Raw genomic sequence first — 21,825 nt, 5'->3', positions numbered from 1 at the left:
GCCCTAACATTAGGGCAATATTTTTTATTTCGTGACTGTAAAACCACCAATGTAATAATTAGGTAACCATCATGTCATCTCTCCACCTGACTGACATCTCTGACCGCCCCTGTGTCAGCACTGGTGGTCATTGCTGCATAGGCACGCAAGGCTTGGGACACATGGCGAATGCGATTGGTAGGCTTCCACGCATGTTTGCCACGCGCTTGCATCGCTTCACGGCGTTTTTGAAGCTCTGCGGGGTCAACCGCCAAGTTGATGGTGCGGTTGGGAATGTCAATATGAATGGTGTCGCCGTCTTCTACCAAACCAATCGCACCCCCTTCAGCGGCCTCTGGGCTGGCATGTCCAATGGATAAGCCTGATGTGCCACCTGAAAAACGCCCATCAGTCAATAATGCACACGCTTTACCCAACCCTTTAGACTTTAGGTAGCTGGTGGGGTAGAGCATCTCTTGCATGCCCGGACCGCCTTTTGGGCCTTCATAACGAATGATGACAATATCACCTGCAATGATTTGGTCTGCCAAAATGGCTTCAACGGCGTCATCTTGGCTTTCAAACACACGCGCCTTGCCTGTGAATGTCAAAATGCTGTCATCGACACCTGCGGTTTTTACCACACAACCACGCTCAGCAATGTTGCCAAATAACACCGCCAAACCGCCATCTTGTGAATAGGCATGTTTCACATCACGGATACAGCCACTTTCACGGTTTAAGTCAAGATTTGGATACTCTTTGTTTTGGCTAAAGGCTTGGGTGGTGCGTACGCCACCTGGGGCGGCAATGTATAAAGCACGAGCTTGCGTATTATCAGGATTCATCACATCCCAAGTTGCCAATGCGTCTTTTAGGGTGGGGCTATGTACGGTGGGCAGGCTGGTATCTAATAATCCTGCACGGTCAAGCTCTGCCAATATGCCCATCACACCGCCAGCACGATGCACATCTTCCATGTGGTATTTTTGGGTGGCAGGGGCAACCTTTGATAGGCAAGGCACCAAGCGAGACAGACGGTCAATGTCTGCCATCTTAAATGCCACGCCCGCTTCATTGGCTGCTGCCAGCAGATGCAAAATGGTATTGGTTGATCCGCCCATGGCGATGTCTAAGCTCATGGCGTTTTCAAAGGCGGATTTGGTGGCAATTGAGCGTGGCAAAACGCTGTCATCACCCTGTTCATAATGACGCTTAGTAATCTCAACAATCATTCGCCCCGCCTTTAAAAACAGCTCTTGACGCTTGGCATGTGTTGCCAGCAGTGAGCCATTACCGGGCAATGACAACCCCAACGCTTCGGTCAAACAGTTCATGGAATTGGCGGTAAACATGCCTGAGCAAGAGCCACAAGTGGGGCAGGCCGAGTTTTCTACCGTTTGCACATCACCATCACTGACCAAATCATCTGCTGCGTCAATCATGGCATCAACAAGGTCAAGTTTGCGAATGGATTGCCCTTGGTCATTGACCACCGTTTCATGCACATTACTGCCATCAACCAAAGTGCTGGCGAGTACTTTGCCAGCTTCCATCGGCCCGCCTGAGACAAAAATTGTTGGAATATTAAGACGCATCGCCGCCATCAACATACCAGGGGTGATTTTATCGCAATTACTGATACACACCAAAGCATCAGCACAATGGGCATTGACCATATATTCTACGCTGTCAGCAATCAAATCACGGCTTGGTAAGCTATAAAGCATGCCTGAATGCCCCATGGCAATGCCATCATCAACAGCGATGGTATTAAACTCTTTTGCCACCCCGCCCGCCTTTTCAATCTCACGAGCGACCAATTGCCCCATGTCTTTAAGATGCACATGCCCCGGAACAAATTGGGTAAAGGAATTGGCAATGGCGATGATGGGTTTTTGAAAATCGGCATCGGTCATGCCAGTGGCACGCCACAAAGCCCTAGCCCCTGCCATGTTGCGACCTGCGGTGGAAGTTTTTGAGCGATAGTCAATGGCATGTGTCTTGTTGTCATCAGTCATGGCGTTAATCCTGTGTTAATCCTGTTAATGGGGTGAATGTGGATAATCTAAATAATGTGAATATGAATGTGAATGTGAATAATGTGGAGAATGACAATATTGTCATTCATAACACGTTGGTTTTGATGGCATTGTCTAACATAAACAAGGCGTTCAGGTTTTCGTTAAGTTCGGTTAATAAGCTGATGGCATAATGTGTGGGCAGCAGCTGATATGCCCCTGACTTGGGAATCAGATGGCTTAGCGTATCACCCTCACCAGATGTCATATTCAGACTTAACGGCAGATTGCCTTGATACAACACATCAACCCGACCATACAATGACCAGCCATCAATGGCAAGCCTTAAGGCGGTGTCTTGTTCTTGGCAATAGATGGGTTGTAACGGTTGAGTGCTACTCTGCCAATGTAGGCGTAATGCCAATAATAACTCTGGCTGATATAAGACCGCTGAGCCTGCGACACGCACAAACCAAGGATTGACAATGTTGAACATGTGGCTAATGTCGCCGCTGTTAATATCACTGATGTCATCGTGAATGCCATGTGTATTTGCCAACAACTGTTTGGCATCATCTGCTGTCATGGGTTGATTAAACTGGCTTAATAAAGCAGGGGTGAGTGGATACTGTTGTTTTTGCTCATCGTCTAATCGGTCATAATGATACAAAAATGGCAATGTCCCATGTTGATGGCAGATGCGTTCTGTGACTTTACAATTATGCACTTGCCAAGGTATCTGTGGGATTAATAGCAATGACAATAAATCATGACCCAATTCACTGGCGTGTTTACTGACAGTTTCATCGGTGGTTGCGGTTTTATTGGTGGTTGTGATTATGGCATTCATTGTGTGAATTTAAGGTTATGATAAGTTTATGAATAAAAGGGTAAACATCTGATTGATTTGGTGGTATGATTTTGTGAGTCTTAAATGACTCAACGTCAAATACCCCATGTGAGACATGAACCATTTCATATTTAACGTAAAAACATATTTAACGTAAAAACATGAACGTAAAGCAATTTTAACGTGAAATGGTTTTAACGTGAAATCATGACACAAAAAAAGGATAATATCATGCCAGTTTATGATGATGACAATATTTTTGCAAAAATTCTACGTGGTGACATTCCCAATCACACCGTCTATGAAGATGATAAAACACTGGCATTTATGGACGTGATGCCACAAGCTTACGGACATGTGCTTATCATTCCTAAATGTCAAGCAACTGAGTTGACTGATTTACCAGCAGATGATGCCTTGGCGGTGATAAAAACAGCCAAAAAAGTCATGAAAGCCCAACGGCAAGTGCTTAAATGCACAGGCATTGTACAAATGCAGTTAAATGGCGAACAAGCAGGTCAAAGTGTCTTTCATTACCACACACACCTAATTCCCACCCATGTTCATAAGCTTGGTAAACACGCAGGAGAACAAGCCGACGCTGACAGCTTGGCACAACTGGCAAGACAGCTTGCTGATGCGATTGAATCTATTTAGGATTGATGTGTGTTAGGGCTGGCTGGGCAACACTTTTTTATAAAAATATTTGGATTTGCCCGAGATGATTTTATCTACTGTTGTGATTAAATCTTCAACAATGTCATCATAGACCCCATAAGCCAACTCTTGCTCAAAGGACGTGAACGGATTTTTACGAATGGCAGATTTCACTTCAGTGATGCCACCTTTGCTATAAAAAAAATCCACCCGACCTGTGGTGTTTAGCACACAGCTTAACTTACCGCCATTGGTGGTGATGTCAAAGCGTTCAGGCATAAACACATAATCATCGACGTCCAAGATTTTTTTTTCAACAATTTTTTCGACGGTTTCAGTAAACAAGGATTTGATGTCAAACATGGTGTGCCTTTTATGATTTGGTTAATGTTTAGATATCAGACAATGATGCCATCAGCATAGCATATATGAATTGCCAATAAATAGCAAAAAATAGCAAAATTCTGCTCATTTTTTAAATGCTTATGATTTAAAAAGGCAACGCATACATAAAAACAATGTGTTAAGATAAGCCCTTTAAGTGTGTACTGTGTGTATGTTTCATAAGTATTTAATGACTTCGATATTTGATAAATGACATCTGTGTCTGTTAAGCAGTTAACCCCACATCTTTTACTGACTCCCTTAAATATTCACAATCAAACCATAGATAATCGTTTGATTGTTGCCCCAATGGCTGGCGTGACAGATAACCCATTTCGCCGTTTGTGTAAATCTTTTGGAGCAGGACATGCGGTCAGTGAAATGATCATCGCAGATACTGCTTTATACGCTCGTAAAAAATCTTTATATCGTGCGAACTTTAACGGTGAAATTGCTCCCATATCTGCCCAAATTGCAGGGGCAGACCCTGATAAACTGGCTGATGCCACCCAGTTTCAGATTGATAATGGGGCTCAAATCGTGGATATTAACATGGGTTGCCCTGCCAAAAAGGTGTGTCAGAAAATGGCAGGGTCAGCACTGTTACAAGATGAAAACCTTGTTAAACGACTGCTGGACGCTGTGGTTAATACAGCACAAAAGTCTAATGTACCAGTGACTTTAAAAACTCGCCTTGGCTATGCCAATGGGCAAGAAAACATCATGCAGGTGGCACAATTGGCTCAGCAAGCAGGCATTGCTGCCATTGCCATTCATGGGCGTACTCGTGAAGATAAGTATCTTGGTCATGCTCGTTATGAGCTGATAAAGCAAGTTAAAGATAGCCTAAGCATTCCTGTGATTGCCAATGGTGATATTGACAGCCCTAAAAAAGCATTACAAGTTTTTGAACAAACAAGATGCGATGCCATTATGATAGGCAGAGCAGCCCAAGGTAACCCTTGGATATTTGCTGACATTCATCACTATCTAAGCCATGGTACGATGCCAACTGCCCCTAGCCTGAGCGTCATTCGTGATACCGTGCTGACTCACTTACAAGAGCTGTATGGCTTCTATGGTGAATATTCAGGCTGTCGCATCGCTCGTAAGCACATTGCTTGGTACACCACAGGCATTCCCAATGCCAATGCGTTTCGTGATGTGATGTATCAAGAAGACTCCACTGCCAGCCAATACCGAATGGTGAGTGATTTTTTTACTAAAGCGATAAATGCACAATGACAGTGTGATGATAAATGACAGTGTGATAATGACAATGTCATCATGATAATGCACTTAAGATTAATAAGTAATCAGGTCAATTAAAATAGAGAAGAATCATGCGTATCCGAAAACTGTTTAAATTTGAAAATGCCCACATTGTGCGAAACTGTAGCTCAGAGCGGTGTAAATATTCCATTCATGGGCATAGTTATCAGATTGAATTGATTTTACAAGCCCATCGCCTTGACCATGGGCAGATGGTGTATGATTTTGGTTTATTAAAATCGTCCATCAAGGACATCATTGACAGTTTTGACCATGCCATTTGTTTTTGGAATAAAGACGATTCAGACTATATCGATGCTTGCAAAAAATTTAGCAATCGTTGGGTAAGCCTGCCTGTGTCGCCATCAGCAGAGCAGTTTAGCCGAGTGATATTTTTTTGGGTAAAACAGATATTAGAACAAACCCACATGCAAAACGGTGAAGCTGATGTGTCAGTGTATTCGGTGATTGCCCATGAAACCGCCACTGGTTATGCCCAATGTTTTGAAGATGATGTGTTAAACGCACAAATGGGCGAGCTAAGGTTGACTGATTTTGACTTTAGTGATGCGGTTAAAGCCGAATGGAGCGACCCGTTGATGTATGATAAACTGATACACGGCGAAAAATTTGTCAATCCAACTGTCTCATTGCAAGTCAATGCAAATTAAAGTTAATATCAATTAAAGTTAATATCAATTAAATTAAAGTTAATACAAGTTAAATGGTCAATAAAACGCTCATTCTCACATCAGAAACTGACACTCAAGCTCTGGCCCATGATCTTGCTCAAATGAACATCACAGGCAGTGTGTGGCTATCGGGTGATTTGGGGGCAGGCAAGACCACGCTCACACGCTACTGGTTACAAGCAATGGGGCATGCTGGTGCGGTGAAAAGTCCAACTTTTACACTGGTTGAGCCATATCGAATTTGCCAAGCAGATGGCACAATCAAGCCTGTTTATCATGCCGATTTATACCGATTAGACGACCCGGAAGAATTGGATTTTATTGGCTTTTATGAATATCAAGATGAACCAAACTCACTGGTGATTATTGAATGGGCAAGCCGTGCCGAAGGTTATTTGACCAAGCCAAATGTCATCATTGATATTAAACGCCTTGAGAATGATGCCCAAACTAACCATCGAGAAGTGACCATTCATTTTGCAACCTAATCGCCCCAATCGTATTGAAAAACTCTCACCCTTGCTTATCAATCAACTGGCAGCAGGTGAAGTGGTTACACGCCCTGCATCAGTGGTGAAAGAGTTGCTTGAAAATGCCATTGATGCAGGGGCAGATGTGATTGAAATTCGCATCACTCAAGGTGGTATGGGTATGATTGAAGTGGTGGACAATGGACAAGGCATTTTGCCTGAAGACATGAGCATGGCGGTGACTCGTCATGCCACCAGCAAGGTTGCTGATGTGGCAAACCTGCATGGGATTACCACGTTAGGCTTTCGGGGTGAAGCATTGGCATCTATTGTGGCGGTATCACGAGTCTGTATCATCAGCAGTGCCGATGACACAGGGGTAGGGAGAAGACTGCTGGTTACTGGGGTGATTGGTGATACGCCTGACATTGTGCCTTGTGTGTATCAACGTGGCACACAAGTGACGGTCAAAGATTTATACTTTAATGTGCCTGCTCGCCGTGCCAATCTTAAAAACATCGCCACAGAGTACCAACACATTGAAACGGTGGTTAAGGGCATTGCCACTGCTTATCCTGCCATGACCTTACGTTTGTATCATGATGGCAAATGCCGACAACAACTACAAGCGGTTACGCTCACTTGTCATCAAAAACACACTGACAATCAAAAACACATCAACTGCCTAAGTCCAATGATTGATGAGCATCAGCAAGGCACATTGTTTACTGCATTTACTGCTTATTTAACCCGTTTACAACAGGTTTTGGATTTGTCCTGGGCTCGTTTGTTGCCCTTTTATCACCCATTATCATCTTATTTACCCCGCCTCTCTAAAAATACTGATGAATCGTCATATCTTGTGGGCTGGCTTTGGCAGTCAACAACCGCCAAATGTGAGCGTCTGATATACGTCAATCACCGCTTGATTAAATTGCCCAGCATCAGCCAACAAATTCGCCAAACGCTAACCGCACAAGGCGTTGATGCCGAATCCATCAGTTATGCTGTTTATTTTGTGTTGCCATCTGAGCTTTGTCATGTGAATGTTCACCCAAGTAAGCAAACCATTCATATTCAGGCATTAAGTGTCATCAATACCCATCTGCATGATTGTCTTAGTAAATGTTTAAATCAGCTTGATAAAACGCAACTTTGCCAACCACAGCCACACAAACAACATTCAAATAAACAACATTCACGCAAACCATCAATTCAGCCAAAACAACAGCCAAACACAACATCGGACATACCGCCACAATCTGCCCCACAATCTGCTTTAGAACAAACTCGCACACTGATAAGCCAACCTGCACAAAGCAGTTATTTTAAGTCATCTAATTTCTCTAAGTCATATGACAAACGACCATCTGGTATGGCTCAAGTCAATAGCCCACATGCCATCTATCAGCTGAGTCATGTGTCTGATTCACCAATTAACTCTCATTATTCAGCTAACCTTAACTATTCAGTTAATTTTAATCCTTTAAACACTGATGATGACCCCATCGCATTAAGTGTGATTTATCGGCTAAGTGCAAGCTTATTGTCTCATCTTGTCATCAATAGGGTATGGCGGTTGATTGACTGCTCTTGGCAAAATCAAATGAATCATTCTTTATTATTCATTAATGACAAACGATTGCGATTACCGACAGAGCATGTGCCTTGGCAATTATTATGGCATCAACAAACATTGATATTGACGCAAAACTGTCATGATTCACAAAGTTTGATTGCCAGATTAACTGGTGAAGCAACATTGCATCAGTTGCTGATACAAAACACAGTTCATTAATGGGTTAATCATAAGACAGCGTTTATTTTGACAGTTTTATTATGACAAACCATCATGTTACCAAGTTACTGACCGCCAATACTTCCTTACCAGTCGATGGGCTAAAGGACTTTATTAAACAAGACAATGCGGTGTTATGTTTACTTGCACCGACTGCCAGTGGCAAAACTGACTTTGCCCATCAGCTTTATCAGACAGGTCGTTTTGAATTAATCTCAGTGGACTCGGCATTGATTTATCAAGATATGAATATTGGTTCTGCCAAACCAACGGCTGATGAACTGATGCGTTATCCGCATCATTTGGTTGATATCATGCCACCCACTGACAGCTATGGTGTGGCGAGTTTTGTGGCAGATGTGCAAAGATTGATTGAGCAAATCCATCAGCGCGGCAAACTGCCCTTTTTGGTGGGTGGCACGATGATGTATTATATGGCGTTATTTGACGGCATATCCGCTGTGCCTGACAGTGAGCCTGAAGTGCGTACAAAAGTTGCCCAGTGGCTAAAAACAGAAGGTTTGGCCAATCTGTATACATATTTACAAACCATTGACCCCATCACCGCTCATAGGCTCAATGCCACCGACAGCCAACGCATCACTCGTGCGATTGAAGTGTATGAACAGACGAATAAACCCATCAGCCATTGGCAACAACTGCCCAAAATGGCATTGGCAAATCAACCAAATCAAGCATGGCTAGGGCTTGCGGTGATTCCTGAGCGAGCGTGGTTATATGAGCGTATCCAAAGGCGATTGGAGCAAATGTGGCAACAGGGGCTGATTTTTGAAGTGGTGCGGTTAATCCAAAAATACCCATTACACAATAACCTACCATCGATGCGATGTGTGGGTTATCGACAAGCCATAGATGGCTTAATGCAGTTGGGCTTAATTTGGACAGACACACAAGGCAAGTTATTGGTCGCATCAGATACCATGACACAGCTGATGCCCATTCAGTGGTTATTAACGCATCTGCCCACTGACCAGCATCTGAACGAACATGATTTATCTGAGCTGTTAAAACATCATCGGGCCCATTTTAAAGGCTTGCCAAACATGTCAAATCCCCCTTGCATCACTGCTGATGACGTGTTGGCTTGTCAAGATATAAAAAATAAGGCATTATATGCCACAAGGCAATTAGCAAAGCGACAATATACTTGGTTAAACAAGCTGATTATGTCATCTGATGCCATGTCTGTTCATGACGGCATAAAAACCATCATGACGTTTACGTCCATAGAACAAATACAACAAAAATTATGTTAAAGGTTGATATTTGGGTAATTTTTTAATGAAAACCCTAAAGAATTTTTAAAGACGCTTATTATAATGAGCGGTCGGTTTTTTCCTACCATTTTTATTTATCATTTTTTTATTTATCATTTTTATCATCACTGTTACCATCATCATGTCATAAGATGATGTTAAGCGTTGACGGAACAAGGTAAGCGTGTTGTTATTGTCTTTTAAAGTAAAGTTGTTATCTTTTAAAGTTGCCATCTTTTAGAATATGAATCGTCCAATGTTGGAGAATAATAATGTCAAAAGGTCAAACCTTGCAAGACCCTTTTTTAAACAGTTTGCGTAAAGATCGCATTCCAGTTTCTATTTTCTTGGTAAACGGAATCAAGCTACAAGGTCATATTGAATCATTTGACCAATATGTGGTGCTACTTAAAAACACCGTGAGTCAAATGGTCTATAAGCACGCCATCTCTACCGTTGTCCCTGCACGCAACCCTCGTAACGCTGGCACCTCACCCATGGGCATGCAATCATCGACCATTCAGTCATCAGCGATGTCATCATCTGGTTATCAAAGTGGTGGCTATGGCGCTTACCAAAGTGAAGCCGATGATGCTGGTTTTAACCGTGGTGGTTTTAGCCAAGAGCGTGGCTTTAATCGTGGCGGTTTTACCCAAGAGCGTGGCTTTGAGAGAGGTGGATTTGCCCAAGAGCGTGGCTTTGACCGTGGGGGTTTTGCTCAAGAACGTAAACTTGATAATCGCAAGTTTGATGGTGGCTTTGGTCAAGAGCGAGGATTTAATCAACCATTTGATGTCAATGCCAGTCGCCTTGAGGGCAAAGGCTTTCAAGAGACAAGTAGCAATGATTTTAATGGCGAAGATGATGAAGATTAATGACTGATGATTAATGATTGATGACTGATGATTGAGATTAATGCCCAATGAGCGCCTGCCATACTGACCATCTTATCCGCCATGCCAAAGAAGCCATTCAAAAGGAGCAATCTGCCTTGTCCTTGTTGTCAGAGGAGATTGATGAGCGTTTTGAACAGGCCTGCTTAACGATTTTGAGTTGTCAAGGTCGAGTGGTGGTAACAGGCATGGGCAAATCAGGTCATATCGCCCGCAAAATGGCTGCTACCTTTGCGTCAACAGGAACGCCTTCTTTTTTTATGCACCCAGGGGAGGCTGGGCATGGTGATTTAGGCATGTTGGTCAAAGGTGATGTGTTGTTGGCGATTTCTAACTCAGGTGAGTCTGATGAAATCAAAACCTTAATCCCCGTGGTAAAAAAACTGAACATTCCGTTAATCAGCATCAGTCGAGATTTGCGCGGATTTTTGCCCAAAGAAGCAGACATTGCGTTGACTTTGGGCAAGTCTGAAGAGGCTTGCCCCCTTGGGCTTGCCCCTACTTCCAGCACCACAGCCACATTGGTATTGGGTGATGCGTTGGCGGTGGCATTGGTACACGCGCGTGATTTTACGTCAGAAGATTTTGCCTTGTCGCATCCTGCTGGGGCATTGGGGCGTCAGTTGCTCTTGACTGTGGCGGATTTAATGCACCAAGGTGATGATTTGCCTGTGGTGTCAATACATGCCAGTTTGGAAGATGCGGTGTTTGAGATGACCAGTGGACGACTGGGAATGACGGTCATTACTGATAACAATAACCGAGTGGTTGGCGTGTTTACTGATGGTGATTTGCGTCGCAGTCTTAATCGCAATCTTCAGCTTGACCATCACATCTGTAACATCATGACCAAAGAGCCAAAGTGTGTCAATAAAGACACTCGTGCGTCTGATGCTCTGTCCATTATGAATGAAAAGGGCATCAGTCAGCTGTTGATTTTAGATGATATGGCACATTTATTGGGCATCATCACCATTCATGACTTGTTGCAAGCTGGGGTTAGCTAGCGTGAGCCGTTTGGTCATTCATGAATATCAGCCATTGATTTTAGCCCATGATAAAATAACCCATTAACCCATGTCTGCTTAGAAAAAACTTAAGCAAGAAAAACAAAACTTAAGCCAAAAACCCCTAACTAAAAAATCCCTAACTAAAAAACATTGCCAAAGAGATTGCCATGACAGATTTATTAAAAAAAGCCGCTAACATTAGGCTGTTGGTATTAGATGTTGACGGTATCTTATCTGATGGCAAGATTATCTTTGATGCCAATGGTGTTGAGAGCAAACAGTTTCATGTGCAAGATGGCCTGGGCATCACGGCATTGCATCAGTATGGCATTCACGTTGCCATCATCACAGGACGCATCAGCCCCATGGTCGCCAAAAGAGCCGATGAGCTTAATATTGTCCATGTGCTACAAGGGCGTGATGACAAATTGACTGCCCTAAAAGAATTGCTGGCAAGTAAAGCGTTGTTGGCAAATTTGTCCAGCCCCATCAGCCTTAATGAATGTGCTTATATGGGTGATGATTTGCCTGACATCAAGGCTTTACAGGCAGTGGGATTTGCTGCCACTGTTCCCAATGCTCATCGTGAAGTCATTAACCGAGTGGACATGGTAACCACTCGCACAAGTGGGGAAGGTGCGGTCAGAGAGGTGTGCGACTTGATATTAAAAGCCACGGGTCATTATCAAGATTTTATTGCAAAATTTGAATGATGGTTTTGATTGTAAAATTTGATTAATTAAATGTTTGATTAATTAAATTTAATTAAATAAATGGTATTGATGGTATTGAATGAATAGTAGGGTCATGTGAGTTCATTGATTTTGATAAGCCAAACACTGTGAATAACAAATATTTTTTTATCATTGCGGTTTTGATTGCCATCGTTGCGGTCTGGATATTTAACGATGTGGGGGAGATGCGACAACCAGTGGGCATCAGCCAAAATAATGTGGATACTGAAGTTACCGACATACAAGCGATGCAAACCAATGATGCTGGCGAGACTGAATATCAACTGCAAGCTGAGTCAATAACCCGTGATGAGCAGACCCACCTTGATGGTATTCAGGGGTTGCAAATGGATTGGCAAACCTCTGGTGAGCAGGCTTATGAGCTGACTGCCCAAAGGGCAACCATGAACCAGCAAACGGGAAATTTACAGATATCAGGAGGGTTTCAGCTGATGGGTATTCTGCCCAACGGTGAACAACATATCGTGGTGGTGGGTGATGGTCTTGAGGGCAACAGCAAAGATAAACTGCTGACCAGTCATCAACCCGTTAAGATCAGCCAAGGCAACAACACATTTACCGCAGGGACGATGCAAGCGAACTTAAACACAGGTGAGTTTGAATTTGGGCAAATTGAAGTGATGTTTGACCCAAGCCCCAGACAAAATAAGAGCTTGTTTTAAATACACACATAAGGTCGATACACATAAGGTCAATGCCAGTAAGACACTGATTGATGATTGACAAATTGATGTGATTGACAAATTGATAAAGCCAAATTGCTTTACTTGAGCAAGTTGAGTAAATGATATGAATGAATTTTTGCGAGCGTTTTTTTTACGATTGTTCTGTTTGTGTCGCCAGTTTTTATCGACTGGCTTATCAAGTATGGCCGTTTTATCAAGTATTTCCATCAGTGCGATGGCATTGCCCTCTGATGCCAACCAACCCATTCGTTTATTGGCAGATAAGGCAACTTACAAACAAAGCACAGGTGTTACCAGTTACAGTGGCAATGTCATCATTACTCAAGGCACATTTAAAATGACTGCCGATAACATCACCGTTCATCTGTCACAAAACCGCAGTATCGATTCTGCCGTTGCCACAGGTCGTCCTGCCACGATGGAACAAGTCGTTACTAAAGATAAGGGACTTGCTAAAGGACAAGCCCATAAGATTGACTACAACACCGTAACAGGCATCGTTACTTTAACAGGTGATGCCAAACTCAACCAAAATGGGGCAAGCTTTTCAGGCAACCAAATCCGCTACAGCCTAAAAGCAGGCGATGTTGAAGCAACCGCTGGTGGCGGTCATCGGGTTGAGTTGGTGTTTCCACCCAATGAAGCCACCAACCGCCAAAGTATTCGCTAACTAAGGCACTCATCAACATGACAAGCGATGCCAAATTCATCAGCAATCAGTCCATCAGCAAATTGAGCATTCGTCATCTTGCCAAGCAATATGGCAAACGCTGGGTGGTCAAAGATGTGTCCTTTGAGTTAAGTCAAGGTCAAGTGGTGGGGCTGTTAGGTCCTAATGGGGCAGGCAAAACCACCAGCTTTTATATGGTGGTTGGACTTGTGCCAATGGATAAGGGGCAAGTGCTGTTGATGGACTCTGAGCATGGTGCTGGCACGAGTTTATCACATTTATCCATGCACGAGCGGGCCCGTCATGGCATTGGTTATTTACCACAAGAAGCTTCTATTTTTCGCAAACTGAGCATTCAAGACAATATCCTGTCGATTTTACAGACTCGTAAAGATTTAAATAAAGCCGAACAAAAGCAAACGTTGGAAAAGTTGATGGCTGAGTTTCATCTTGAGCATGTGCGTCATTCCATGGGCATGAGCGTGTCAGGTGGTGAACGGCGACGTTGTGAGATTGCCCGTGCGTTGGCTGCCAATCCTAAATTTATCTTACTTGATGAGCCATTTGCTGGTGTTGACCCCATTTCTGTGGGTGATATTAAAGAAGTGGTTACCCAACTTAAACAGCGAGGTATTGGGGTGTTGATTACCGATCACAATGTGCGAGAAACGTTGGCAATTTGTGAAAAAGCCTATATTGTCAGTGAAGGGACAATCATTGCCGAAGGCTCAGCCGATGACATCTTGCAAAACGATTTGGTACGACAAGTTTATTTAGGTGAAGATTTTGTGGTTTGACGGTGTTGTTGATGACAAGCATTGATGACGATGATTGATAATGAACGTTTATGACGATAAAAGAACGCATTTTACAAGCGGTATTGTTTGAGACGCTTGCGATTTTGTTATCATTGGGCTGGGTAAAATTACTCAGCTTTTTTGCTTTACAAAAGACGCAATCAGCCCATGTGCAATCAACCCATGATGGCAAGGTGTTGTTGATGTTGATGGGTATTTCGCTCATGGCGATGATTTGGACATTTATTTATAATTTATTGTTTGATAAGTGCTTTGTTGGTGATAAATTGGCTCGCCCAGTGTGGTTGCGTGTGCTTCATATCGTGGGATTTGAAGCTGGCTTGTTGTGTTTTACCTTGCCGCTTGTGATGTGGGTGATGGGCATTGGGCTTTGGCAAGCTTTTGTGTTGGATATTTCCTTGACGTTATTGGTATTGGCATATGGCTTTGGGTTTTATTGGGTATATGATGTGCTTAGAGCAAAGTGCTGTCAACGCTAACCATTTAACGTTAACCATAAAGACAAGCGACTAAACTGGTCAGCAAATTAAAAAAATAAGTGAATTAAAGGCAATCTATCTTAGGAGTGTCATGTCCAAATCCAAATCTTCTTATGTCTGTCAACACTGTGGTGCTCACTTTGGTAAATGGTCAGGGCAATGCAGTGATTGTGGTGAATGGAACTCACTGGTTGAAGCCCCCAATGTCAGCCTGCCTCACCATAATAAAACCAACGCCCGTACCGCACACAGTAACCAGCAAAATAACAAACACAGCAACAAAGGCAATTATGCTGGGGTACAAAGTGGCATTATTGCGTTAAATGCCGTCAGTGTTACCATGGACACTCGCTTACCCACTGGTATCGGTGAGTTTGACCGAGTGCTTGGTGGTGGGTTGGTTGCAGGTTCTGTGGTGCTGATTGGTGGCGACCCCGGTATTGGTAAATCCACCATTTTGTTACAAATCGCCACCACCATGGCTAAAGTCGATTCACTGGCAGGCAGTGGCTTGTACGTTACTGGTGAAGAGTCTTTATCACAAGTTGCCATGCGTGCTCAGCGGTTAGGTTTGCCCACCGACCGCTTAATGGTGCTTGCTGAGACCAATGTTGAGACCATCTGTCATGCCTTGACTCAAGAACAGCCAGCCATTGCTGTGATTGATTCGATTCAAACACTGTACACCGATGCCATCAGCTCAGCCCCTGGCGGTGTCAGCCAAATTAAAGAATCAGCTGCCATACTCACTCGCTATGCCAAACAGACAGGCACCGCATTGTTTTTGGTGGGCCATGTTACCAAAGAAGGGGCATTGGCAGGACCTCGTGTACTTGAGCATATGGTAGATACGGTATTGTATTTTGAAGGGCAGTCTGACAGCCGTTTTCGCATGATACGAGCGGTAAAAAATCGCTTTGGGGCGGTTAATGAGCTGGGCATATTTGGCATGACTGACATGGGATTAAAAGAAATTGCGAACCCATCAGCCATTTTTTTACGCCGATATGATAAACCCATCGCAGGGTCGGTGGTGATGGTCAGCCGTGAAGGCACTCGCCCATTGTTGGTAGAAGTGCAGGCATTGGTGGACAATGCTCAAGGACAGCCCAGACGCATGGCATTGGGGCTTGACCATCAACGCCTTGCGATGCTATTGGCGGTGATGCACCGTCATGGTGGCGTGCATACTGGTGGTCAAGATGTTTATGTCAATGTGGTGGGTGGTGTGAAGGTGTTAGAAACAGGGTCAGACTTGGCGGTGTTACTGGCTTGTGCGTCTAGCATTAAAGAAAAGCCATTGCCCACATCGCTGGCGGTGTTTGGTGAAGTGGGATTGTCTGGTGAAATTCGCCCTGTGCCAAATGGCCAAGAACGTCTAAAAGAAGCAATGAAACATGGCTTTACCCATGCCATCATTCCTAAGGCAAATGCCCCAAAGGCACAATTTGACCAATTTAAAGGCATCAGCATCTATGCGGTTGATAGATTATATGAAGCGATGGAGCAAGCCTTTAATATTGACTAATTAACAACATTGACTGATTAACTCATTAACAATTAAGGCCCACTGACCTTTTCAATGGTAACATTGCCCACCCCACCACTGATGATGCCCAGTTTATTGGCAGCAGCTTTGGATAAATCCAACACTCGACTGCCATGGTAAGGACCACGGTCGTTGATTTTTACGACCACACTTTTGCCGTTGGTATTGTTGGTAACTTTGACATAGCTACCAAGCTTAAGTGAGCGGTGAGCAGCAGTCATGGCATTCATATCAAACAGCTCACCACTGGCGGTCTTACGTCCATGAAACTTACTGCCATACCAAGAAGCCAAACCTGATTGGCTAAACTTATTCACCGTATTGGAAGCGACTGCGGTTAATTTTTCTAACACATCTTGCTCTTGGCTAACCGTGGCAGAACTTTGGGCAGTTGCTAATAGTGGGCTTTCTAAAGACAGCTCTAAGGGCTGTCTGGCAGATTTTATCAGTGATGATGCTTGGTCGTGCTGGGTTTGTAAATTTTTTAAGACTTTTTCGATATTTGGCGAAGAGTCAATCACTGCTTGTGTATCCATGTTGTGATGAGTGGCGGCTTGAGCGGACATGCTGACAGCAACCAATCCTAAAGCAAGATAACCAGACGTGATAAATCTCATGGTCAATACCTCATGTTGTGAGTTGTGAGCATGACTTATTAAGAAAAATTTGTTAGGAAAATTTAATCAATATTGCGATTAAATCGATATTAAGTCATGCTAAAAAATGGCACAAATGGTTGTCAATAAACAAGATAACAGAAAAAAGCCAACAAAAAAGTGAGTAAAGGGTAGCGTATTTGCCATCAAAAAACAACAACAAAGGGTTAATAGGGCATTTGTGAGGGATAAAATGGGCAAAATGACCCATTTAATTAACAAATATTGACAAATTAAATGGCATTTGTCTTAATTTAATAATTTAACTTAATAATCAATGCCGTTTACTTTGTTAAATTTCTTTGTTTGATGTTTTTTGTTCTGTTTTTTGTTCGATGTGGTCGTCAGCAAATCACCATGAATGCTTTGCTGTTCTTAACCATCGCTGTTCTTAACCATCAGTCATTAGGCAAACATCATAAAAGATGGCTATTAAGCCATTATTTTTAATTGTGTTTATTTTGTATGATGGGTATGAATGGACATTAACAATCCAAACCCTGCCATGAGCGTGATAATCGCAGTACCGCCATAACTGATGAACGGCAACGGCACGCCCACCACAGGTAAAATGCCACCCACCATGCCAATGTTGACAAACACATAGACAAAAAATGACATGGCTATCGCCCCAGCCAACAGCCTGCCATAAGTATCAGGATTGACAAAAGAGATGTGTAACGCTCGCAACAACAAACAAGCGTACATAAATATCAACAGCATGACCCCAAATAATCCAAACTCTTCAGAGAAGGCGGCAATAATAAAGTCAGTATGCCCTTCAGGCAAAAAATGCAAATGCGATTGCGTGCCTTGCAAATATCCCTTACCTGTCAGACCGCCTGAGCCAATGGCGGTTTTTGATTGAATGATGTTCCAACCTGCCCCTAACGCATCAGTGTCAGGGTTTAATAACGTCATGACTCGCTGGCGTTGGTAATCATGTAATAAAAATTCCCAAGCCATTGCCACAAATGGCACAAATATTGCCACGGCAGTGCCAATCATCCACCAAGGCAAACCTGATAAAAACAACACAAATATGCCACTGGAAGCCACCAAAATGGACGTACCCAAATCTGGCTCTTTGGCAATCAATAGCACAGGTACGATGATGATGGTCAGGGTGGTGAACACACTCACCAAGTTAGGTGGTAAATCACGCCTTGATAAGTACCATGCACACATCATTGGCATGCCCAGTTTCATAAACTCAGATGGTTGTACGCTGCCAAAGCCAGGAATGCGTATCCACCGCTGAGCTCCCATACGGACTTCACCAATAATTTCAACCAACAACAACAAGATGATGCCCATGACATAAAAAATGGGGGTCAAGGCCTTATAAATGCTGGGTGGTACTTGTGCCATGGCAAACATGACCACAAAGGCAATTACATAACTGACCATTTGTCGAGTAACCATGTTCATGTCTTGGGTCGATGCACTGTATAAAATGCTCAAGCCAATAAAGCAGATGCTAAGCAACAGCAAAGTTAACCAAGGGTCAACATGAATTTTTTGCCAAATACTGGGTTCATCAGCACCACCAAAGTGGTGACTGCTGCGAGAAAAACGATATTGAGGTTGCATGGGCATGGGATAACATTGATAAATCAAAGCAAAAAAGACAGACGTAAAAGAAGCAAAAAAAAGACACCAGTGCCTGGGCAATCATACCGAGACCATGGTGGTTATTTTAACGATAAATGGGACATTAAGATAGGGGGAGATAAATTTACATTCATGTCTTCGCTTGTCATAAACAAACCCTGCCTTGAAAAGATGAATAGATTGACATTTAGAGCAATGGGTTATGACTTGGTTCATATGGCAAGTGCCAAAGGCAAAAGTATTCTATCTTATGATTGACTGACCACTTTATCCGATTTCATCACATCAAGCACAATGCTCCTAAGCCAGCGATGAGCCATGTCGTGTTCGGTGCGTTCGTGCCATGTCATCATGATGGTAAAACCATCAATGGCGATGGGTGGATTTTGTAGGCGTACATTTGGCAATCTTTGGGCAAGGTGCTTGGGCAATACTGCCACCAAATCTGAATCATTCAACAGCTGTGGCAGTAGCGAGATATGGTCTACCGACACCATCACTTTGCGTTTTCGCCCCAACTTTTGTAAGGCAATGTCAGTGGCTCCACGAAACTCGCCACCATTATAAGAGAGCATGGCAAAGGGCAATTTGCAAAACTCATCAAGCGTTAAAGCGGTGTTTGCCATGGGGTGCATTTTGCTCATCACACAAACATAATGCTCTTCATATAATAGCGTTTGAGGCATGTCATCACTGATATGATTCTGCCCAACCAGCGCCAAATCAATGGCGTTTTTATCAAACAAAGTCTTGATGTTTTGCCCTTGCACAGGCAATAAGGCAACTTTGACATTCGGAGCAAGCCGTCTTAGCCTTAAAATCAAGGGCAAAGCGATGATTTGCTGCACATAATCCATCGCCCCGATGCGTAAGGTCATGGACAAATTGGCAGGTTCTAGTTTGGGCGGGGCAAGCATGCCGCTTATCTCTTCTAAGACACGCCGAGCGACATGCCCAAGCTCAATGGCCCTATCTGTGGGCTGCATGCCGTGCTGAACCCGCACAAATAACGGGTCATTAAAACTCTCTCGCAGGCGGTTCAAAATCCCACTCATCGCAGGTTGGGTAATAGAAAGCCGTTGTGCTGAACGACTGACATTGCACTCATCTAAGAGCACAACAAAGGCTTTTAATAGGTTTAGGTCTAGGGTTCTAATATCGGTCATATCACACGCTCAGTGCTTTTTAAAAATATCAATGCTGTTTATCAATGTTGTCTGTCAGTGTTATGTTAATCAGTGTTATGTTAATGTTATCTGGTCGGAAAATGTGAGTGGTGATATCAGCCATATTGATAAGCACATATTAGACATCCCACAAAACCACCCAATCTACCTAAACACAAGCTTCACCTTAAGTTCAAATCTTGCCAATGATTTACGATAGGTGGTTCTTAACATTTTAAAGGCTTTAAACTTAGCAAAGATGTGTTCTACTTTAACCCATGGTTTAGACAGCAATGTATTATAGCCTTTGGCTTCTTATACCAATGGATATTTCTTGGTTGCTTTTAATGAGGTAAAGGCATTGGTATGTGTGTGTTTTATGCTTTGATAGCCACTGTCTGCTAGGATAAACTTGGCTTTTTTAAATCTGGGTGTGTTAATTTAAACAACCTAAAGTCATGTATTTGAATGATGCTTGTGTCTACTTATAAGATTGCCTTGTGATGATTGATGATACACTGTACTTTGGCTGTATGACACTTTTGCTTGCCAGAATACAACTGTAAAGTTGCCATTAACAGATTTAGTATGCCAATTTTAAGTTTTCTGCTGCCCCTTTGATGTATGGTCGCTTGTGCTTGTTCTAAACAAGCAAGCTTGTTATTAAAGACTTCTTGTTTAACGCCAATTAGGCGTTTGAACTTTTCATCAGATAAGCATGTGGATACTTTATGGTTCATTAGGGTATTGTAACATGAAAGGGGTTTTGCAGGAAATTTATCTAAATAAGCCAATATCATTATTAAATTCAGTATAAAAAATTAGATAGGCCATTTATTCAAAAGCCCATTCTTCTTTATTTTGATATTTAACCACAAATGATACCCAGTCCATTAATCAATACTCTTAGTCTACTGTTCTTTGAACTAATAGTTGAAGTTCATTATTAAATTTATAATTCATAATCTCTCCACTGACAATTAACTGGATAGCTTCTTCAATCACATTTTTGGGTACAACAAACCATTCCCGAGGATTTACTCGTAGATTATCCTTGGTATCAAATTCAATATCTAAACAAGCAGAAGCAAATACCCTATGAGTTAACTGCTCAAATTTTTTAGCATTCAAATTATAAATTTGATAAGTTTCTACAATTGCTACATCATCATAAAGATATGTCGCTTCATTTTTAGCGTTCTTAATACGCTCTTTAACTGGCGTGCTAGAAAAGCCTATTTTATAAAGATTTTTAATATCTTTAATTTCTGGTCGTTGAGACTTTGATTTTAAAATGTATATCCAACCTGAGCATTCATCTTCATCATCTACATTTTCGAGGTTATCGAAAACGTCTAGTTGCTCGGCCTCATCTAAGTCTGAAACCATCTTTGCTCCACCTGCATAAATTGATTTACCAACAGAACGATAATACATATTACTGACTGTGCCATTTTCAAAGATTGTCATTGTTCTGCCATCTTTACGTTTAGCAGTATTAACGCTCAGATTTTCATCATCTCGCTTTTCTGTATCTAGTTTAGCGAGGTAAATCATAACACCATCAATAAAATAAAATTTTCCTACTTTTAATTGTCTATCTACGTCTTTAAACTCAACAATCCTTCTCCTACCATCTTTAATTTCTTGATGCACTTTATGAAACATTTTTTCGTAAGGAGCAAATTCTCTGTCACCCAGTGATTTGCGTTTAGCCACGAAATCGGTTTTGGCTCTATTCTCTTCTTTGGGGATATGACGGTATTTAAAAATAGATAAATCATCTGAGGTATCTAAAATTCCTGAATCATCGTTAAGCACATCCTCTAGCGTGGGCGAATCCATTTCCACATGTCCTAAAAGATTATGCCTATCATAAGGCTTAAGCACTTTCTTAAAATCTTCGTCATTACGAACTTTTTTAAGTCTAGCCATTAATGCGTATTCGGACATACTACCTTGACCAGGTTCACGATGATTGCTATCAAGGAAGACATTAATCTCTTCGAACTCATCAATTAGGCGGGCTTCATCAGTTTTGACTTGTGTGGTTTTAGCTTTGGTATCCAAGATACCAAACGTATCATTATTAAAAATATCATCTATCGTTAATTTTTTATCTGACATAA

The 21,825-nt window shown here is 42.5% G+C and carries 22 protein-coding genes; 14 read left to right on the top strand and 8 right to left on the bottom strand.

Features of this window, described 5'->3' with window-relative positions; genetic code table 11:
- Positions 1 to 74: 74 nt before the first annotated feature.
- Positions 75 to 1,973 (bottom strand): dihydroxy-acid dehydratase, encoded by a 1,899-nt coding sequence (gene ilvD, locus B0682_RS04020; protein WP_078307042.1) that lies wholly within the window; start codon positions 1,971 to 1,973, stop codon positions 75 to 77.
- 133 nt (positions 1,974 to 2,106) lie between these two features.
- Complete coding sequence (locus tag B0682_RS04015; RefSeq protein ID WP_078306777.1) at positions 2,107 to 2,850, bottom strand: hypothetical protein; 744 nt, start codon at positions 2,848 to 2,850, stop codon at positions 2,107 to 2,109.
- Positions 2,851 to 3,078: 228 nt separating this feature from the next.
- Between B0682_RS04015 and B0682_RS04010 the strand changes: the two genes are divergently transcribed.
- Complete coding sequence (locus tag B0682_RS04010) at positions 3,079 to 3,507, top strand: HIT family protein (protein WP_205760102.1); 429 nt, start codon at positions 3,079 to 3,081, stop codon at positions 3,505 to 3,507.
- Between the two features lie 12 nt (positions 3,508 to 3,519).
- Here B0682_RS04010 and B0682_RS04005 read toward each other — a convergent pair whose 3' ends face one another.
- Positions 3,520 to 3,870 carry a hypothetical protein gene (locus B0682_RS04005; RefSeq protein WP_078306775.1) on the bottom strand — a complete coding sequence of 117 codons (351 nt, stop codon included), beginning with the start codon at positions 3,868 to 3,870 and terminating at the stop codon, positions 3,520 to 3,522.
- 231 nt (positions 3,871 to 4,101) lie between these two features.
- Between B0682_RS04005 and dusB the strand changes: the two genes are divergently transcribed.
- From dusB to radA, 13 genes are all read left to right on the top strand, one after another.
- Entirely contained in the window at positions 4,102 to 5,136 is a 1,035-nt protein-coding gene (dusB, locus tag B0682_RS04000; RefSeq protein WP_078306774.1) for a tRNA dihydrouridine synthase DusB, read from the top strand.
- A gap of 98 nt (positions 5,137 to 5,234) precedes the next feature.
- Entirely contained in the window at positions 5,235 to 5,834 is a 600-nt protein-coding gene (locus B0682_RS03995) for a 6-pyruvoyl trahydropterin synthase family protein (RefSeq protein ID WP_078306773.1), read from the top strand.
- Between the two features lie 53 nt (positions 5,835 to 5,887).
- Complete coding sequence (gene tsaE / locus B0682_RS03990) at positions 5,888 to 6,343, top strand: tRNA (adenosine(37)-N6)-threonylcarbamoyltransferase complex ATPase subunit type 1 TsaE (protein WP_078306772.1); 456 nt, start codon at positions 5,888 to 5,890, stop codon at positions 6,341 to 6,343.
- Entirely contained in the window at positions 6,333 to 8,123 is a 1,791-nt protein-coding gene (mutL, locus tag B0682_RS03985; RefSeq protein ID WP_078306771.1) for a DNA mismatch repair endonuclease MutL, read from the top strand. Before tsaE ends, mutL begins: the two co-directional genes overlap by 11 nt.
- A 41-nt stretch (positions 8,124 to 8,164) precedes the next feature.
- Positions 8,165 to 9,400, top strand: a complete 1,236-nt coding sequence (miaA, locus tag B0682_RS03980) for a tRNA (adenosine(37)-N6)-dimethylallyltransferase MiaA (protein WP_078306770.1) — start codon at positions 8,165 to 8,167, stop codon at positions 9,398 to 9,400.
- A gap of 272 nt (positions 9,401 to 9,672) precedes the next feature.
- Positions 9,673 to 10,275 (top strand): RNA chaperone Hfq, encoded by a 603-nt coding sequence (gene hfq, locus B0682_RS03970; protein ID WP_078306768.1) that lies wholly within the window; start codon positions 9,673 to 9,675, stop codon positions 10,273 to 10,275.
- A gap of 47 nt (positions 10,276 to 10,322) precedes the next feature.
- Positions 10,323 to 11,300, top strand: coding sequence for a KpsF/GutQ family sugar-phosphate isomerase (locus B0682_RS03965; protein ID WP_078306767.1), 978 nt, complete (start codon positions 10,323 to 10,325; stop codon positions 11,298 to 11,300).
- A 170-nt stretch (positions 11,301 to 11,470) separates the two neighbouring features.
- The gene (locus B0682_RS03960) at positions 11,471 to 12,016 is read left to right on the top strand and encodes a KdsC family phosphatase (RefSeq protein WP_078306766.1); all 546 of its coding nucleotides are present in this window, start codon (positions 11,471 to 11,473) and stop codon (positions 12,014 to 12,016) included.
- Between the two features lie 128 nt (positions 12,017 to 12,144).
- On the top strand, positions 12,145 to 12,720 hold the full coding sequence (lptC, locus tag B0682_RS03955) for an LPS export ABC transporter periplasmic protein LptC (RefSeq protein WP_158077859.1): 576 nt from the start codon (positions 12,145 to 12,147) through the stop codon (positions 12,718 to 12,720).
- 205 nt (positions 12,721 to 12,925) lie between these two features.
- Entirely contained in the window at positions 12,926 to 13,414 is a 489-nt protein-coding gene (gene lptA / locus B0682_RS03950; protein ID WP_240494868.1) for a lipopolysaccharide transport periplasmic protein LptA, read from the top strand.
- Between the two features lie 17 nt (positions 13,415 to 13,431).
- A complete protein-coding gene (lptB, locus tag B0682_RS03945; RefSeq protein ID WP_078306763.1) occupies positions 13,432 to 14,211 on the top strand; it encodes an LPS export ABC transporter ATP-binding protein in 780 nt (259 codons plus the stop codon).
- A gap of 50 nt (positions 14,212 to 14,261) precedes the next feature.
- Complete coding sequence (locus tag B0682_RS03940) at positions 14,262 to 14,711, top strand: PACE efflux transporter (protein WP_078306762.1); 450 nt, start codon at positions 14,262 to 14,264, stop codon at positions 14,709 to 14,711.
- Between the two features lie 91 nt (positions 14,712 to 14,802).
- Complete coding sequence (gene radA, locus B0682_RS03935; RefSeq protein WP_078306761.1) at positions 14,803 to 16,239, top strand: DNA repair protein RadA; 1,437 nt, start codon at positions 14,803 to 14,805, stop codon at positions 16,237 to 16,239.
- A 32-nt stretch (positions 16,240 to 16,271) separates the two neighbouring features.
- On the opposite strand, the gene B0682_RS03930 is transcribed toward radA, so the two are convergent.
- The 5 genes from B0682_RS03930 to B0682_RS03905 all read right to left on the bottom strand — a co-directional run bounded on the left by B0682_RS03930 (position 16,272) and on the right by B0682_RS03905 (position 21,823).
- A complete protein-coding gene (locus B0682_RS03930; RefSeq protein ID WP_078306760.1) occupies positions 16,272 to 16,877 on the bottom strand; it encodes a septal ring lytic transglycosylase RlpA family protein in 606 nt (201 codons plus the stop codon).
- Between the two features lie 495 nt (positions 16,878 to 17,372).
- The gene (gene rodA / locus B0682_RS03925; RefSeq protein ID WP_078306759.1) at positions 17,373 to 18,515 is read right to left on the bottom strand and encodes a rod shape-determining protein RodA; all 1,143 of its coding nucleotides are present in this window, start codon (positions 18,513 to 18,515) and stop codon (positions 17,373 to 17,375) included.
- A 263-nt stretch (positions 18,516 to 18,778) separates the two neighbouring features.
- The gene (locus B0682_RS03915) at positions 18,779 to 19,696 is read right to left on the bottom strand and encodes a LysR family transcriptional regulator (protein ID WP_078306757.1); all 918 of its coding nucleotides are present in this window, start codon (positions 19,694 to 19,696) and stop codon (positions 18,779 to 18,781) included.
- A 485-nt stretch (positions 19,697 to 20,181) separates the two neighbouring features.
- The gene (locus tag B0682_RS03910) at positions 20,182 to 20,436 is read right to left on the bottom strand and encodes a hypothetical protein (protein WP_078306756.1); all 255 of its coding nucleotides are present in this window, start codon (positions 20,434 to 20,436) and stop codon (positions 20,182 to 20,184) included.
- A 166-nt stretch (positions 20,437 to 20,602) separates the two neighbouring features.
- On the bottom strand, positions 20,603 to 21,823 hold the full coding sequence (locus B0682_RS03905; RefSeq protein ID WP_078306755.1) for a GIY-YIG nuclease family protein: 1,221 nt from the start codon (positions 21,821 to 21,823) through the stop codon (positions 20,603 to 20,605).
- Positions 21,824 to 21,825 lie beyond the last annotated feature (2 nt).

It is taken from the genome of Lwoffella lincolnii (genome assembly GCF_002014765.1).
Taxonomy (GTDB): domain Bacteria; phylum Pseudomonadota; class Gammaproteobacteria; order Pseudomonadales; family Moraxellaceae; genus Psychrobacter; species Psychrobacter lincolnii.
The sequence above is the reverse complement of the archived record's forward strand: the minus strand, read 5'-3'. Positions and strand labels throughout refer to the sequence as shown.